Genomic DNA, 14647 nt, shown 5'->3' on the forward strand with positions numbered 1-14647 from the left:
CCGGAAGGCACCAACACGGATCGAAGCGGATTTCATCCCTCCGCAACAATCAGGGGCGTACCTGGAGGGAGTAGAAGCGGGTGGTCTGGGTGGCGCCCTGGTTGTCGTCGCTGACGAGGAGGACGCGCAGGGCGCCCCGGGTGGTGCCGGTGATGGTCATGCCCTCGATGTTGTCGAGGAGCGGGTTGGGCTGCGGCTGCTTGGCGGTGGCGCCGAGGGAGGGGCAGTCCGCGATGTCGGCGAGGAGGGTCTTACGGACGAGGCGTACGCCCTTCTGGCCGGTCAGCGTGTCGACGCGGGAGGTGTCCGTGGCGTGGCGGAGGTCGGCCAGGTAGAGGCGGACGGTGTTGCCGACGCCCGCCGTGAAGCCGCGCTCCAGGACGAGGAGGCGGCCGTCGGGGGTGGCGGCGGTCTCGACGAGGCCGAGCCCGGTGTCGGTGCGGTACCCGTACTGGGCCCCGAGCCGGAAGTCACGGTGCCCATGGCTGTGCGGGTTGCTCTGGCTGCTCTGGCGCTGCCAGGTCTGGAGGCGGACGATGCCCGCCGTGTCACCGGAGAGGGAGCCCTCCATGCCGGCCAGCAGGGTGCGGCCGCCGGGGAGGAGGGTCAGCGCCTCGAAGGTCTGGTTCGTGGTGGCGCGGCCGGCCGGGGCGACGCGCAGGGCGTCCGGCACGGGGAGGCGGTCGAGGATGGCGCCGTCGCGGCTGTAGCGGCGTACCGACGGCTCGGTCTCCGACGACACCAGCCGCGTGCCGTCGCGGTCGACGACGAGCCCCTCGGAGTCGAGCGCGGCGCCGCTCTCGTCGGCGAGCGGCACGACGGAGCGGGGGCTCAGGGTCTTCGGGTCGAGGGTGAAGAGGGCGGACCGGTCGGACAGCGCGGCGATCGCGCCGTCGCGGTCCACGGCCAGCGCGGAGAAGTTGCCGACGAACGTGCCCTCGTACGTCGTCTTGTCGAGGGCGTCGGAGAAGCGCTCGATGGAGACGGTGGGGGAACAGGCGTTGCGGGCAGGGGCGTTCTGGGCGGCGGCGGGCCCGGCGACACAGGTGACTGCCGCCAGGCCGGCGGTGAGGGTGGCCGCGAGGGGAGCGAGTACGGATCTCGGACGCATGGCGTCACGGTAGGGGGAGCCGGTTGAGGGGGAGGGTACGGGCCGTGAATTCCGGACAGCGGCTCGTCCGTCCCCCTCGGTGGGCGTCGGCCGGCGGATCAGGCGGGGCGGGTCGGGCCTGTGGCTCAGGCCGGTGGGGCCGCCGGGAACGCCTCCTTCGGGGTGGTCGTCGGCGTGTAGCGCTGGGTCGCGGTCGGCACGAGGTCCTTGTGGATGGCGCGGGCCACGGCCTGGATGGTGGTGACGCCGTAGTTCATCGTGCTGTTGTCGTGGGTGAGGACCGAGATCGTGTAGTCGTGGCCGCCGCCCTTGAAGGTACCGACGCTGTGTACGCGCCAGCCGTGCGTGGACCGGGAGAGCCAGCCGTTCTTGACGTGGACCGAGACGGCGGCGGGGGCTCCCGCCGGGGTGCCCCAGCGCTGCGAGGAGACGACCTTGTTCATCAACTTCAGCGTGTACGCGCGGGAGTTGTCGCTCAGCACCGTGTTCTTGGCGGTGAGGAGCGCGAGGAGCTTCTGCTCGTCCTGGACGGTGATCTGGGTCAGCCCCCAGTAGCCGTTCGCGCCGGGCTTGGTCTGTGTCATACCGGCCGCGGCGAGGAAGCCCTTCACCTTGGTGACGCCCAGCTGGTTCCAGAGCTTGGTCGTGGCCGCGTTGTCCGACTTGGTGATCATGGCCGTGGAGAGGTCGGACTCGCGCTGGGTGAGATACCGGTTGTGCTTCTTGGCGTCCCACAGCAGTGTGGCGAGGACGGTCACCTTGACGATGCTCGCCGAGTCGTAGGCCTTGGTCGGGCGCAGGGTGCAGGTGGTGTCGGTCGTACGGTCACGGAGACCGACGGCGACCGTGCCCCTGCGGCTCGCGAGGGCCGCGGTGATGTCCTTCTGGAGTTTGACCGCCAGGGCCGGCTTGCTCGACGTGCAGGTGACCTGCGGTGTCGTGGCCGCGGCGGCGGGTGTCGCGGCCACCGCCAGCGGCAGGAGCACGCCGGCGCCCAGTCCCGCGCAGAGCACACGGCTGCGCCGCGATATCCGGTAAGTCATGAATTCTTCCCATCCCCGTTGAATACGCACGAGTGCGCCCCCGGCGCACTCGCCACCCTTGACTCACGGAGGTGGCTGGAAGTTGTACGCATCCTCGTGGACGGGCACGGGGATGCGGCGGCCAGATGACGGAGCTGGGCGGTGGCCTGGATGCGCTCGACGGGGTTTTGTCGGTCACAGGTGAGGCCCAGGTTCAGCACAGGTCCCGCCAACAACGGCCGCGCACGATGACCTCGTGACATCTGCCACCGATCCGTACCCCCACGCCCCCGAGGCCGTCCCCTCGACGCCGTCCGACGAGCCGGCCGCGCGGCCGGACAAGGCGCCACGCTGGTCGCTGCCCGTGCTGGGCGCGATCCTCGTCCTGGCCGGCGTGCTGTACTCCTGGAACCTCTCCTCCTCCAGCCTGAACAGCTTCTACAGCGCCGCCGTGTTCAGCGGCACGCAGAGCTGGAAGGCGTGGTTCTTCGGCTCGCTGGACGCCGGGAACTTCATGACCGTGGACAAGCCGCCCTTCGTACTGATGGTGATGGGCCTGTCCTGCCGCGTCTTCGGGTACGGCACCTGGCAGATGATGCTGCCGCTGGTCGCCGCCGCCCTCGGCACGATCTGGATCCTGCACTCCTCGGTCAAGCGCGTCTGGGGCCACGGCCCGGCCGCCGTCGCCGCGCTCGTCCTCGCGCTCACCCCGATCACCGTCGCCATCAACCGCGACAACAACCCCGACACCCTGCTCGTCCTGCTCATGGTCGCAGGCGCCGCCCTCGCCCTGCGCGCCGTCCACAACGGCAAGCTGCTCCCGCTGGTCGGCGCGGCCGTGTGCTTCGGGTTCGCCTTCAACACCAAGATGCTCCAGGGGTACATCGCCCTGCCCGCCGTCTTCGCCGTGTACTTGTATGCGGCTCAGGGCGGCTGGGTACGCCGCGTGCGCAATCTCGCCGTCGCCGCCGTCGCCCTCGCGGTCTCCAGCTTCTGGTGGGCCGCCGCCGTGTCCTTCGTCCCCGCCTCGTCGCGGCCCTACATCGGCGGCTCCACGGACGGCACCGCCTGGGACCTGATCATGGGCTACAACGGCCTCGGCCGCGTCCTCGGCGGCGAGGGCAACGGCGGCGGGGGCGGGGGCGGCGGAGGCGGCTTCTCCGGCACCGCCGGGATCGGCCGGATGTTCAACGAGGTGCTGGGCGGCCAGATCTCCTGGCTCCTCCCCTTCTCCGCGATCGCCCTCGTCGGCGGCCTCGTCCTGCGCGGACGCGCCCCCCGTACGGACCTCACGCGCGCCGCGCTGATCCTGTGGGGCGGCTGGACCGTGCTGCACTACCTCACCTTCAGCCTCGCCGAAGGCACCATGCACCCGTACTACACGACCGCCCTCGCCCCCGGCATCGCGGCACTGTGCGGAGGCGGTGGCTCGATGCTCCTGCGCGCCTTCCGCGCCGGTGACGTCAAGCGCTGGTCCGGGGTCTGGTCCTGGGTGCTGCCCGTGGCGTTCGCCGCCACCGGCGTCTGGGCCGTCGTCCTGCTGCGGCGCGCCTCCGGCTGGAACACCTGGCTGTGGCCGACCGTCGCGGTGGTGATGGTCCTGGCGATCGTGGGCCTGTTCCTCTTCCGGTCCGGGCGCAAGGCCCGCTTCCTCACCGGCGCCGTGGCCGCGGCCGTCGTCGCCTCCCTCGCCGGACCCACGGCGTACGCGGCCTCCGTCACGGCGAGTTCCGGCGGCGGCATGAACGGTACGAACCCGACCGCCGGCCCCACCACCGGTGGCGGCATGGGCGGCGGCCCCGGCGGCGGTGGCGGTGGCGGCCGGGGTGGATTCCCCGGCGGCGGCCAGGCCCCCGGCGGCCAGCAGCAAGGCGGCCTGCAGGGCGGCGCGGAAGCCGGTGGCGAGGCCCCGGGCGGCGGCCAGCTGGGCACGCCGCCCAACGGAGCCCCCAGCGGCGCCCCGACCGGCGCCCCCACCGGCCAGCAGCAGGGCGACGGCCAGGAGCAGGGCGGCCAGGGCGGCCAGACCGGCACCCCGCCGACCGGCGCGGGCGGCGGCATGGGCGGTGGCGCCGACAGCGCCATGACCTCGTACCTGGAGAAGCACCGCGACGGCGCCAAGTGGCTGGTCGCCGTGTCCAGTTCGCAGAGCGCCGCCCAGCTGATCGTCAGCACGAAGCAGCCCGTCATCTCCATGTGGGGCTGGTCCGGCAGCGACAAGGCCATGACCCTCGCCAAGCTGAAGGAGCTGGTGAGGAAGGGCGAGCTGCACTACATCCAGCTCGGCGGCCAGGGCATGGGCGGAGGCGGCGGCATGGGCGGCGGCGACTCCGACAGCGTCAGCGCCGAGGTGACCGCCTGGGTGCAGAAGCACGGCACGGCGGTGAAGGCGAGCGAGTACAGCAACGACGCATCAGCCGACTCGGCCGACGCAGCCGACTCGTCGTCGAACGCGTCATCCGGCTCGTCGTCGACCGACTCATCCGACTCGCAGAACACTCAAGCGCTCTACCGTCTCGACGCCAAGGACGTCAACTAGGGCCTCCCCTAAGCCAGTTGAGGAAAACCCTGGCACTTCGCAGCCCCTGGACCGGAAACGGCCAGGGGTTGCGTCGTATGCGAGAACGTCACACAACCGACTCCTCTCCGTTACCGGACCGACCTCATGTCCATGCCACTCTCCCGATTGACCGAAGTGTCAACACGCGTAGAACGCGGCCCCGTTGCTCCGGGCCCCGCGTCCCCGCGCGTGCCGTTCTCGGGAAAGGGCACCCCCCATGTCCGTAACGCACGCAGGCAAGTGGAAGGCGCTGGCTGCCGGCGTCTCCGCCGTCCTCGTCGGTCTCACCCTCCCGACGGTCGCCGCGACCCCCGCCGCGGCCACCACCACCGCGTACGACGACACGTACTACGCCAACGCGATCGGCAAGACCGGCACGGCCCTCAAGGGCTCACTGCACACGATCATCAGCAGCCAGACGAAGATCTCGTACTCCGCCGTCTGGGAGGCGCTCAAGGTCACCGACCAGGACCCGAACAACAGCAGCAACGTGGTCCTGCTCTACTCCGGCATCTCCCGCAGCAAGACGCTCAACGGCGGCAACACCGGCAACTGGAACCGCGAGCACACCTGGGCCCAGTCCCACGGCGACTTCGGCACCTCCGCGGGCCCCGGCACGGACCTGCACCACCTGCGGCCCGAGGACGTCCAGGTCAACAGCATCCGCGGCAACAAGGACTTCGACAACGGCGGCAGCAGCTTCACCAACAGCGGCGGCAGCCTCACCGACTCGAACTCCTTCGAGCCGCGCGACGCCGTCAAGGGCGACGTGGCCCGGATGATCCTCTACATGGCCGTCCGCTACGAGGGCGACGACTCCTGGGCCGACCTGGAGCCCAACGACGCCGTCACCAACGGCAGCGTCCCGTACCACGGCCGCCTCTCGGTGCTGAAGCAGTGGAACGACGAGGACCCGCCCAGCACCTCCGAGACCCGCCGCAACGAACTGATCTACAGCAACTACCAGCACAACCGGAACCCGTTCATCGACCACCCGGAGTGGGTCGAGGCGATCTGGTAGAGCCACAGGGACCCACAGTGAGTGGCGCCGAACCCCCGGTCACCGTCCGGGAGTTCGGCGCCACAGCTGTCTCCTCGGTTACGAGACCATGACATCGAGGCGCACAACCGGGAACGCCCCGATCGAGTCGAACTCAGTGAACGCGGCCTTCCGCACGCGAAGCGGAATCCGCCGACCGATGACTGACGATCGATTCGAAAGGCTCACGCATGTCCCGAGCACACCGCCGAACCCGTACCGCCCTCACCGCGCCCCTGGCAGCCGCGGTGCTGCTCGCCGGAGGCTTCGGCGCGATGGCCCTCACCGCCGGCGCGGCGCAGGCGGCCACCGGGTCCGCGGCAGCGCAGGACGACTTCAACGGCGACGGCTACGCCGACCTGGTCGTGGGCGCCCCGGACGCCACGATCTCCAGCAAGGCCAAGGCGGGATACGTGGCCGTCACGTACGGCTCCGCCACCGGCGTGTCCGCCGCCAACAAGAAGCTCATCAGCCGCTCCACCAGCGGTGTTCCCGGTTCCGCCGTCGCGAGCGAGCGCTTCGGGTCGACCTTCAGCAAGGGCGACCTCGACGGCGACGGCTTCAGCGACCTGGTGATCGCGGGCGGCAAGGCCAGCTCCGTCATCCTGTGGGGCTCCGCCTCCGGACTCACCGGCGGTACGGCCGTAGCCGGGTACGGGACCCCCACCACCGGTGACTTCGACGGCGACGGCAAGACGGACCTCACCCTCTTCGCCTACCAGGCCGTCGAGGGCGACGACCCTGTGAACGCCACCGGCACCGTGTGGAAGGGCCCCGTCTCGCGGGCCGGAACGCCCGCCTCCACCCTGCCCCTCCTGAAGTCCGGCGAGTCGATCAGCGGGCCCGTCCGCTCCACCGAGACCGGCGACGTCAACGGTGACGGCAAGGACGACATCGTTGCCTACCACTACGAGGGCGACGGTGTCTGGGGCAACCGTCTGCTCCTCGGCGGCGGCAGCGCGGGTTTCAAGGGCGCCTGGGTCCCCGGTGAGGCCGCGGGCAACAAGATGGGCACCGGCGTCGGGGACGTCGACAACGACGGCTTCGACGACGTCGTGGTCGGCAACGACTGGGGCAGCGGCACCGTCAAGGTCGCTCTCGGTTCGGCCACCGGCCTGTCCGAGGACCGCGTCCAGACCTTCAACCAGGACTCGCCCGGGTTCCCCGGTGCCGAGGAGGAAGAGGACGAGATCGGCGGGTCGGTCTCGGTCGCGGACGTCACCGGTGACGGCTACGCCGACATCGCGCTCGGCATCCCGGGCGAGGACGTCGGCGACATCTACGACACCGGCTCGGTCGCCCTGGTCCCCGGCAGCGCCGCCGGTGCCACGGGCGCCGGGACGCAGGTCTTCCACCAGAACACCGCCGGTGTCCCCGGAGTCGCCGAGAACAGCGACGAGTTCGGTGTGAGCACCGCGCTCCTCGACCTCAACGGCGACGGCCACCGCGACCTCGCGGCCGGTTCCACGGCCGAGAACGAGCAGAACGGCGCGGTCTGGATCCTGAACGGCACGGCGAGCGGCCTCACCGCCACCTCGTCGTTCGCGTTCGGCGCCGGTGACCTCGGCGCGCCCGCCACGGCGGCGCACTTCGGCGCGCACCTGCGCTGAGCGACCGTCTGACCAACGGGGGCAACGGGGAAGAGGGTGGGGCGGCCAGGTGCCGCCCCACCGTCATGTCCGGTTCAGTCCAGGTGCGTCGGCGCGAACATCCGCAGCAGCGCCGGGAGTACGACCACCGAGGGGCCCGGCGTGGCGAGGGCCTTGGCGAGGTCGTCGGCGAGGGTGTCCGCGGTGGTCCGTACGCCGGGTACGCCGAAGGACTCCGCGAGCGCCACGTAGTCCGGGCGGGTCAGTTCCGTGGCCGTGGACTGCCCGAAGGCGTCCGTCATGTACTCGCGCAGGATGCCGTACCCGCCGTCGTCGACGATCAGCCAGGTCACGTCGAGGTTGTGCTGCCTGGCGGTGGCGAGTTCGGCGATGGAGTAGAGCGCGCCGCCGTCGCCGGAGACCGCGAGGACCGGGTGGGTGGGGTCGGCGACCGCGCCGCCGATCGCCGCCGGGAAGGCGTAGCCGAGGCCGCCCGCGCCCTGCGCGGAGTGCATGGTGTTGGGGCGTTTGGCGTCGAAGGCGGACCAGGCCCAGTAGGCGAGGATCGTCATGTCCCAGAAGCTCGCCGAACGGTCCGGCAGGGCTTCCCTGACGGCCGCCAGCACCCGCTGTTCCAGGGTGAGTTCCTGCGCGTCGATCCGCTCACGGACGAGATCGAGCACGGTCCGTACGCGGTCCGCGGCCGTCGCGTCCTGCCGGTTCTCCGTGATGGTTTCGAGGAGCGCCGACAGGGCGAGGCGGGCGTCCGCGTGGATGCCGAGGGCGGGGTGGTTGGACTCCAGTTTGCCGAGGTCGGCCTCGATCTGGACGACCCGGCCGCGCGGCTTGAACGTGTAGTAGTTCGAGGAGAGTTCACCGAGCCCCGAGCCGACGACGAGCAGGACGTCGGCGTCCTCCAGGAAGTCCGTGGTGTGCCGGTCCTCCAGCCAGGACTGGAGCGAGAGCGGGTGATTCCAGGGGAAGGCGCCCTTGCCGCCGAAGGTGGTGACGACGGGCGCGTTCAGCCGCTCGGCGAGCTGCTTCAGCTTGCCCGACGCGTCGGAACGTACGACTCCGCCGCCCGCGATGATGACCGGGCGGGCCGCGTTCGCGAGCAGGTCGGCGGCCACGGCGGTCAGTTCGGGGCGGGGCGGCAGGTCGTGGGGCGCGGCGTCCACGGCGGTGACGACGGGCAGGGCCGTCTGCGCGAGCAGCACGTCCTGCGGGATCTCCACCCATACGGGCCCGTGCGGGGCGGTCAGCGCCGACTCCCACGCCTCGGCGATGGCGGAGGGGATCTGCGACTGCGTACGGACCGTGTGGACGGACTTCACCACGCCCCTGAACGAGGCCTGCTGGTCCGGGAGTTCGTGAAGGTAGCCGTGCCGGCCGCCGCCGAGTCCCGTGCTCGGGATCTGGCTGCTGATGGCGAGCACGGGGGCGCTCGCGGCTGCCGCCTCCTGGAGCGCGGCCAGTGAGGTCAGGGCGCCGGGGCCGGTCGACAGGAGCAGCGGGGCGGCCTCACCGGTGATGCGGCCGTACGCGTCCGCCGCGAACCCGGCGTTGTTCTCGACCCGCAGGCCGATGTACGCGAGGTCGGAGCGGCGCAGCGCGTCGAACATGCCGAGCGCGTGCTGTCCCGGCAGCCCGAAGACGGTGGTCGCGCCGAGACCGGTGAGGGTCTCCACGACCAGGTCTCCGCCGTTGCGGCCGGGCGGCGGGTTGAGCGCGGCCTCCGTCTGCTCCGGGGTCGGGCGGAGCACCAGGTCGTGGTCGTGGGTCACTGCGCTCGGGCCTCTGCAATCTGGCGGGACATGATGGTCGTGAGCTCGTACGCCGTGTGGGACGCGGCGACGGAGGTGATCTCGGCGTGATCGTACGCGGGGGCGACCTCGACGACGTCCGCGGAGACCAGGTGGCAGGAGGCGAGGCCGCGCAGGATCTCCAGGAGTTCGCGGGAGGTCATGCCGCCCGCCTCCGGTGTGCCCGTGCCGGGCGCGTGGGCCGGGTCGAGGCAGTCGATGTCGATGGAGATGTACAGCGGGCGGTCGCCGATGCGCTGGCGCAGCTGGTCGGCGACCTCGTCGGCGCCGCGCCGGTAGATGTCGGCGGAGGTGACGATGCCGAAGCCCATCTTCTCGTCGTCGGTGAGGTCCTGGCGGCCGTAGAGCGGGCCGCGGGTGCCGACGTGGGAGAGCGCCTCGGTGTCGAGGATGCCCTCCTCGACGGCCCGCCGGAACGGCGTGCCGTGCGTGTACTCGGCGCCGAAGTAGGTGTCCCAGGTGTCGAGGTGCGCGTCGAAGTGCAGCAGCGCGACGGGGCCGTGCTTGCGGGCGACCGCGCGCAGCAGCGGCAGCGCGATGGTGTGGTCGCCGCCGAGGGTCATCAGCCGGGCGCCGGTGCCGAGCAGCTGGTCGGCGGCGCCCTCGATGGTCTCGACGGCCTCGTTGATGTCGAACGGGTTCGCGGCGATGTCACCGGCGTCCGCGACCTGCGCGAGGGCGAACGGGGAGGCGTCCTGCGCCGGGTTGTAGGGCCGCAGCAGCCGGCTCGCCTCGCGGATCGCGTTCCCGCCGAAGCGGGCCCCGGGCCGGTACGAGACGCCCGCGTCGAACGGCACGCCGACCACGGCGACATCGGTGGTGCCGACCTCGTCGAGGCGGGGCAGCCGGGCGAAGGTCGCAGGTCCCGCGTACCGCGGTACGCGGGACGAGTCGACGGGCCCGCGGGGCGTCTCGTTGCTGTTCATCGGGTGACACTCTCTTCCTTGAGTTCGGCGGCGGGCTCGGAGCCGCGGCCCGCGAGGCGTTCGCGCCAGGCGGCGAGCACCGCCGCGTCGGTGGCGGGCGTGGCGAGGGAGACGATCACGTACACGGCGAGGGAGGCGAGGAGCCCGTAGTAGATGGGCTCGTTCGCGAGGATCCCGTACGTGGCCATCAGGCCGACGACCGCGAGACCGCCGACCGCGACGGCGGCCAGGGCGCCCTGGGCGGTGCCGCGCTTCCAGAGGAGACCGCCGAGGATGGGCACGAGGAGGCCGCCGACGAGGAGGTTGTAGGCGACGGTCAGGGCCTCGACGACGTTGTTGAGGGCGATGGCCGTACAGATCACGGCGATGCCCATGACGAGGATGAAGATGCGGTTGCCCCGGACCTCGTCATGCCCCTCGGCACCGCTTTCCGGCGTTCCGGGACGGACGGCTCCGCGCAGCCGCGACCAGATGTCGTTGTTGGCGACGGTGGCGCAGGCGATGAGGGCGCCGGAGGACGTCGACATCACGGCGGCGAGGGCGGCGGCGAGCACGAGCCCCCTTACACCGACGGGCAGTTCGTCCTTGACGATCGTGGCGAAGGCGTCGTCCGGGCTGGCCAGCTTCGGGTAGAGGACCTTGGCCGCCGTGCCGATGACGGCGCCGGCGAGCGCGTACACCAGGCAGTAGGTGCCCGCGACCGTGCCGCCCCACTTGGCGGTCCTGTCACTGCCCGCCGTGAAGACGCGCTGCCAGATGTCCTGCCCGATGAGCATGCCGAACGTGTAGATGAGTACGTACGTGAAGATCGTCTCGCCGCCGATACCGAGCGGGTCGAAGTACTCGGTGGGCAGCTGCGCCTTCATCTCGCTGAAGCCGCCGGCCTTGACGACGGCGATGGGCAGCAGCAGTAGCAGCACGCCGATGGTCTTGACGACGAACTGCACCATGTCGGTGAGGGTGATCGACCACATGCCGCCGAGCGTCGAGTACGCGACGACGATCGAACCGCCGAGGATGATCGCGACCGTCCGGTTCATGTCGAAGAGGACGTCGAAGATCGTGGCGTACGCGATGGTCGACGTCACCGCGAGCATGAGCGTGTACGCCCACATGACCAGGCCCGAGATGACGCCGGCCCGGCCGCCGTAGCGCAGGTCGAGCATCTCGGAGACGGTGTAGACCTTCAGCCGGGCGATGCGCGCGGAGAAGAAGAGGGACAGGGCGAGGAGGCCGAGGCCGATGGTGAAGACCATCCAGGCACCGGAGAGCCCGTACTGGTAGCCGAGGCCGACGCCGCCGATGGTGGACGCGCCGCCGAGGACGATCGCGGCCATCGTGCCGGAGTACATCGTCGGGCCGAGCCGCCGCCCCGCGACCAGGAAGTCGCTCTTGGACTTGGCGCGGCGCATGCCCCACCAGCCCATGGCGAGCATCCCGGCGAGGTAGACGACGATCACTGCGTAGTCGACGGCCATACGGCCCTCCTGCTCCTGGCTGATCGCTCGTGTGCACCCGGGGGGGGAGCTGCTGCCCGTACCCGCGGTCTCCGGTCGCCACGACGATAGGTGGCCGGAAAGCAACGCTGAAGTGTACGTTTCATCCACTGTCGCTGGATCGGATGGAGGAAAGGTCCACCATGCCGGACGCTGCTGTCCCTGCCGTACCGCCCACCCCGCCCGTGCCGCTCGCCGCGCTGCTGGCCCGGGAGGATCTGGGGCTGCGGCAGATCGCCGGGCCGCGCGATCCGGCCACGGTGATCCACTGGGCGCACACCTCGGAGATGGCGGACCCGTACCCGTACCTGCTCGGCGGGGAGCTGCTGCTCACGGCGGGAGTGCACATCCCGGAGGCGGCGGGGTCGGGCACGTACTTCGACGCGTACGTGTCGCGGATCGTCGAGGCGGGGGGCGCCGCCCTCGGCTTCGGGGTGGCGCCGGTGCACGACACGGTTCCGCGGGCGCTGGTCGAGGCCTGCGACCAGTACGGGCTGCCGCTCGTGGAGGTGCCGCCCCGCACGACCTTCTCCGGGGTGGCGCGGGCGGTCTGGCAGCTCATGGCCCAGGCCCGGCACACCGAGCTGCGCCGCGTCACGGAGGCCCAGCAGAGCCTGGCCGCCGCGGCGGCGCGCCCGGACCCGGTGCCGTCGGTGCTCCGGCAGCTCGCCCAGCGGGTGGGCGGACGCGCCGCGCTGTACGCCCCGGACGGCGGCGAGGTGGCCTCGGCGGGGCGGCTGCCGGGCCCCGGGGCCGGGGCGGGGGCAGAGGTGGGAGTGGCGCTGGCGGGGTTGGCGGGGGTGGTGCGGCCTGCGGGTGAGGGCGGCCCCGGTTCAGGCTCTTCCGGCCCTTCCCCCTCCTCCGCGAGTGACACGGTGGCCGGTGTCCATCTCGCCGCGTACGCGCTCGGTACGGGCCAGGGGTTCGTGCTGGGCGTGGCCGCCCCGCGCCGGGACCCGGGCGACCACACGATCGCCTCGGTCGGCGCCGTCCTTCTCTCCCTCCTCACCGGTGAGCACCAGAGCAGCACGGGCGCGGCCCGCTCCTCGGCGCTCGTACGCCTGCTGCTGGGGGCCGCGCCGGAGGAGGTCGCGCCGCTGCTGGACGCCGGTGAGCGGTGGGTCGTCGTGCACGCGCTCCCCGACGGGCCCGCGCCGGACGCCGTCGCCGCGTCGGCGCTGGGCGCGGCGCTGGGCTCTCCGCTGGTCGACGTGGCGGGCGACGTCGTACGGGTCCTCGTGCCGGCGGGCCGTCGTGAGGCGGGGGCCGTGGCCGGGGCCCTGGCCGGGTGGACGTGCGGGGTGAGTGCGGTGGTCGGGGCGCGCGAGTGGGGGGTTGCCGATACGCAGGCCGCTCGTGCGCTGTCCCGGGCGCGGGCGACGCGGGCGCGGCTGGTGCGGCACGGGGATCGGCCGGGGCTGGCCGGGCTCGTTCCGCCGGCCGAGGCGGCGGCGCACGCGCGCACGGTGCTCGCGCCCATCGCCGGGAACGCCGCGCTCGTGGAGACCCTTCGCACGTGGCTCTCCCTGCACGGCAGCTGGGACCGCACGGCGGTGGCGCTGTCGGTGCACCGCAACACGGTGCGGCAGCGGATCGCCCGCTGCGCGACCCTCCTGAACACGGACCTGGACGACCCGGACGTCCGAATGAACCTATGGTTCGCCCTGAGCCACGCGTAACCCCTTTCCTCGCCCCCGCCGCCCCTACCCATTCCCATCCCGCACTCAGGGGCTCCGCCCCCGAACCCCCGGTCCTCAAACGCCGGACGGGCTGAAAGATTCGCGGACCGTCGGCGACATCTTCAGCTCGCCGGCGTTTATGGACGAACGCGCAAACGCGACAGGGCGCGGGGAACTGCGCAACAGCCCACACGGCCAGCACCCAACCACCAAGCCCCAGCCCCACCCCCTAGGGGCGCGGGGAACTGCGCAACGTCCCCACACACGGCCCGCACCCAACACCCGGGCCCACCCCCACCCCCCAGGGGCGCGGGGAACTGCGCAACGTCCCCGCACACGGCCCGCACCCGACACCCGGGCCCACCCCCACCCCCCAGGGGCGCGGGGAACTGCGCAACCAGCCACCCACCCGCCGCCGGCCGACCCACCCGCCGGGGCCCGGGGCGCAGCCCCGTCCTACTAGGGGCGCGGGGAACTGCGCGGCAAGACCCCATCGGCCTTCGGCCGACAAAAACCGCACCCCGCCCCCAAACCCCCGAGTGACTCAAATCCCACGGTTCGATACCCGGCACCACCCAGCGGAGCGCACCGGCAGAATGGGGGTATGCCGATACCCGTGACCCCCAGCCGCGCCGACCTCCTCGACCACCTCGTACAGACGCGTATCGCGGGCAACGTGGCCACCCCCCGCGAGAACAACCTCTCCCACTACCGCAAGCTGGCCAACGGCGACCGCAACTACTGGCTCGGTCTGGAGCTCGGCGACCGCTGGACCGACGAGCAGGACGTCCTCGCGGTGATGGCGGAGCGGTGCGGCGTGAACGACGACCCGGAGTACCGGTACGGCCAGGACACCATCGACCCGGAGCTGACGGTCGACGCGCTGGAGCGCATGGCGGGCCGCCTGCGCAAGGCCGCCGCCGGCAGACAGCGCGTGCTGTTCGCGACGGGCCACCCGGGCGGCCTGCTCGACGTGCACCGCGCCACCGCCGCCGCCCTGCGCACGGCCGGCTGCGAGATCGTCGTCATCCCCGACGGGCTGACCACGGACGAGGGCTACGTCTTCCAGTTCGCCGACGTCGCCGTCCTGGAGCACGGCGCGACCCTGTGGCACACCCACTCGGGCGAGCCGATGCGCGCGATCCTCAAGGGCCTGGAGGGCGAGGGCCGCCCGCTGCCCGACCTGGTCGTAGCCGACCACGGCTGGGCGGGCTGCGCGGGCCAGCTGGGCGTGGACTCCGTCGGGTACGCGGACTGCAACGACCCGGCCCTGTTCCTCGCGGAGGCGGAGGGCACGGTCCAGGTGACGGTCCCCCTGGACGACCACGTCACGAGCCCCCGCCACTACGACCCGATGACGGCGTACCTCCTGGACGCGGCCGGTCTGACCGGCAACGAGTGA

At 71.9% G+C, this 14647-nt stretch carries 10 protein-coding genes; 5 read left to right on the forward strand and 5 right to left on the reverse strand.

The genetic code is table 11. The features are described 5' to 3' along the window. Window positions 1–49: 49 nt before the first annotated feature. Window positions 50–1111, reverse strand: a complete 1062-nt coding sequence (locus IE278_RS26440) for an esterase-like activity of phytase family protein (protein ID WP_189775770.1) — start codon at window positions 1109–1111, stop codon at window positions 50–52. A gap of 125 nt (window positions 1112–1236) precedes the next feature. After that, window positions 1237–2154: a serine hydrolase gene (locus tag IE278_RS26445; protein WP_189775771.1), complete on the reverse strand. Its 918-nt coding sequence runs from the start codon at window positions 2152–2154 to the stop codon at window positions 1237–1239. A gap of 235 nt (window positions 2155–2389) precedes the next feature. On the opposite strand from IE278_RS26445, the gene IE278_RS26450 reads away from it, so the two are divergent. The 3 genes from IE278_RS26450 to IE278_RS26460 all read left to right on the forward strand — a co-directional run bounded on the left by IE278_RS26450 (window position 2390) and on the right by IE278_RS26460 (window position 7342). Then, entirely contained in the window at window positions 2390–4672 is a 2283-nt protein-coding gene (locus IE278_RS26450) for an ArnT family glycosyltransferase (protein ID WP_189775772.1), read from the forward strand. A gap of 238 nt (window positions 4673–4910) precedes the next feature. Beyond that, a complete protein-coding gene (locus IE278_RS26455; RefSeq protein WP_189775773.1) occupies window positions 4911–5714 on the forward strand; it encodes an endonuclease I family protein in 804 nt (267 codons plus the stop codon). 209 nt (window positions 5715–5923) lie between these two features. Continuing rightward, entirely contained in the window at window positions 5924–7342 is a 1419-nt protein-coding gene (locus IE278_RS26460; protein ID WP_189775774.1) for an FG-GAP and VCBS repeat-containing protein, read from the forward strand. A gap of 74 nt (window positions 7343–7416) precedes the next feature. On the opposite strand, the gene IE278_RS26465 is transcribed toward IE278_RS26460, so the two are convergent. Genes IE278_RS26465 through IE278_RS26475 form a run of 3 tightly spaced genes read right to left on the reverse strand, consistent with a single transcriptional unit; the run spans window position 7417 to window position 11548 of the window. Beyond that, complete coding sequence (locus tag IE278_RS26465) at window positions 7417–9105, reverse strand: thiamine pyrophosphate-binding protein (RefSeq protein WP_189775775.1); 1689 nt, start codon at window positions 9103–9105, stop codon at window positions 7417–7419. Continuing rightward, complete coding sequence (gene speB / locus IE278_RS26470; RefSeq protein WP_189775776.1) at window positions 9102–10070, reverse strand: agmatinase; 969 nt, start codon at window positions 10068–10070, stop codon at window positions 9102–9104. The genes IE278_RS26465 and speB overlap by 4 nt, the downstream gene beginning before the upstream one ends. Then, window positions 10067–11548, reverse strand: a complete 1482-nt coding sequence (locus tag IE278_RS26475; protein WP_189775777.1) for a sodium:solute symporter family protein — start codon at window positions 11546–11548, stop codon at window positions 10067–10069. Before IE278_RS26475 ends, speB begins: the two co-directional genes overlap by 4 nt. Before the next feature lie 161 nt (window positions 11549–11709). Between IE278_RS26475 and IE278_RS26480 the strand changes: the two genes are divergently transcribed. Both IE278_RS26480 and IE278_RS26485 read left to right on the forward strand, forming a co-directional pair. After that, a complete protein-coding gene (locus tag IE278_RS26480) occupies window positions 11710–13245 on the forward strand; it encodes a PucR family transcriptional regulator (protein WP_189775778.1) in 1536 nt (511 codons plus the stop codon). A 604-nt stretch (window positions 13246–13849) separates the two neighbouring features. Next, the gene (locus IE278_RS26485; protein ID WP_189775779.1) at window positions 13850–14647 is read left to right on the forward strand and encodes a phosphatase; all 798 of its coding nucleotides are present in this window, start codon (window positions 13850–13852) and stop codon (window positions 14645–14647) included.

This window comes from Streptomyces tauricus (assembly GCF_014650955.1).
Taxonomy (GTDB): Bacteria; Actinomycetota; Actinomycetes; order Streptomycetales; family Streptomycetaceae; genus Streptomyces; species Streptomyces tauricus.

Bases quoted from the DNA above. Each gene is read 5' to 3' on its own strand.
- IE278_RS26440 (WP_189775770.1), bottom strand. From the start codon at position 1,111: ATGCGTCCGAGATCCGTACTCGCTCCCCTCGCGGCCACCCTCACCGCC.
- IE278_RS26445 (WP_189775771.1), bottom strand. From the start codon at position 2,154: ATGACTTACCGGATATCGCGGCGCAGCCGTGTGCTCTGCGCGGGACTG.
- IE278_RS26455 (WP_189775773.1), top strand. From the start codon at position 4,911: ATGTCCGTAACGCACGCAGGCAAGTGGAAGGCGCTGGCTGCCGGCGTC.
- IE278_RS26460 (WP_189775774.1), top strand. From the start codon at position 5,924: ATGTCCCGAGCACACCGCCGAACCCGTACCGCCCTCACCGCGCCCCTG.
- speB (WP_189775776.1), bottom strand. From the start codon at position 10,070: ATGAACAGCAACGAGACGCCCCGCGGGCCCGTCGACTCGTCCCGCGTA.
- IE278_RS26475 (WP_189775777.1), bottom strand. From the start codon at position 11,548: ATGGCCGTCGACTACGCAGTGATCGTCGTCTACCTCGCCGGGATGCTC.
- IE278_RS26480 (WP_189775778.1), top strand. From the start codon at position 11,710: ATGCCGGACGCTGCTGTCCCTGCCGTACCGCCCACCCCGCCCGTGCCG.
- IE278_RS26485 (WP_189775779.1), top strand. From the start codon at position 13,850: ATGCCGATACCCGTGACCCCCAGCCGCGCCGACCTCCTCGACCACCTC.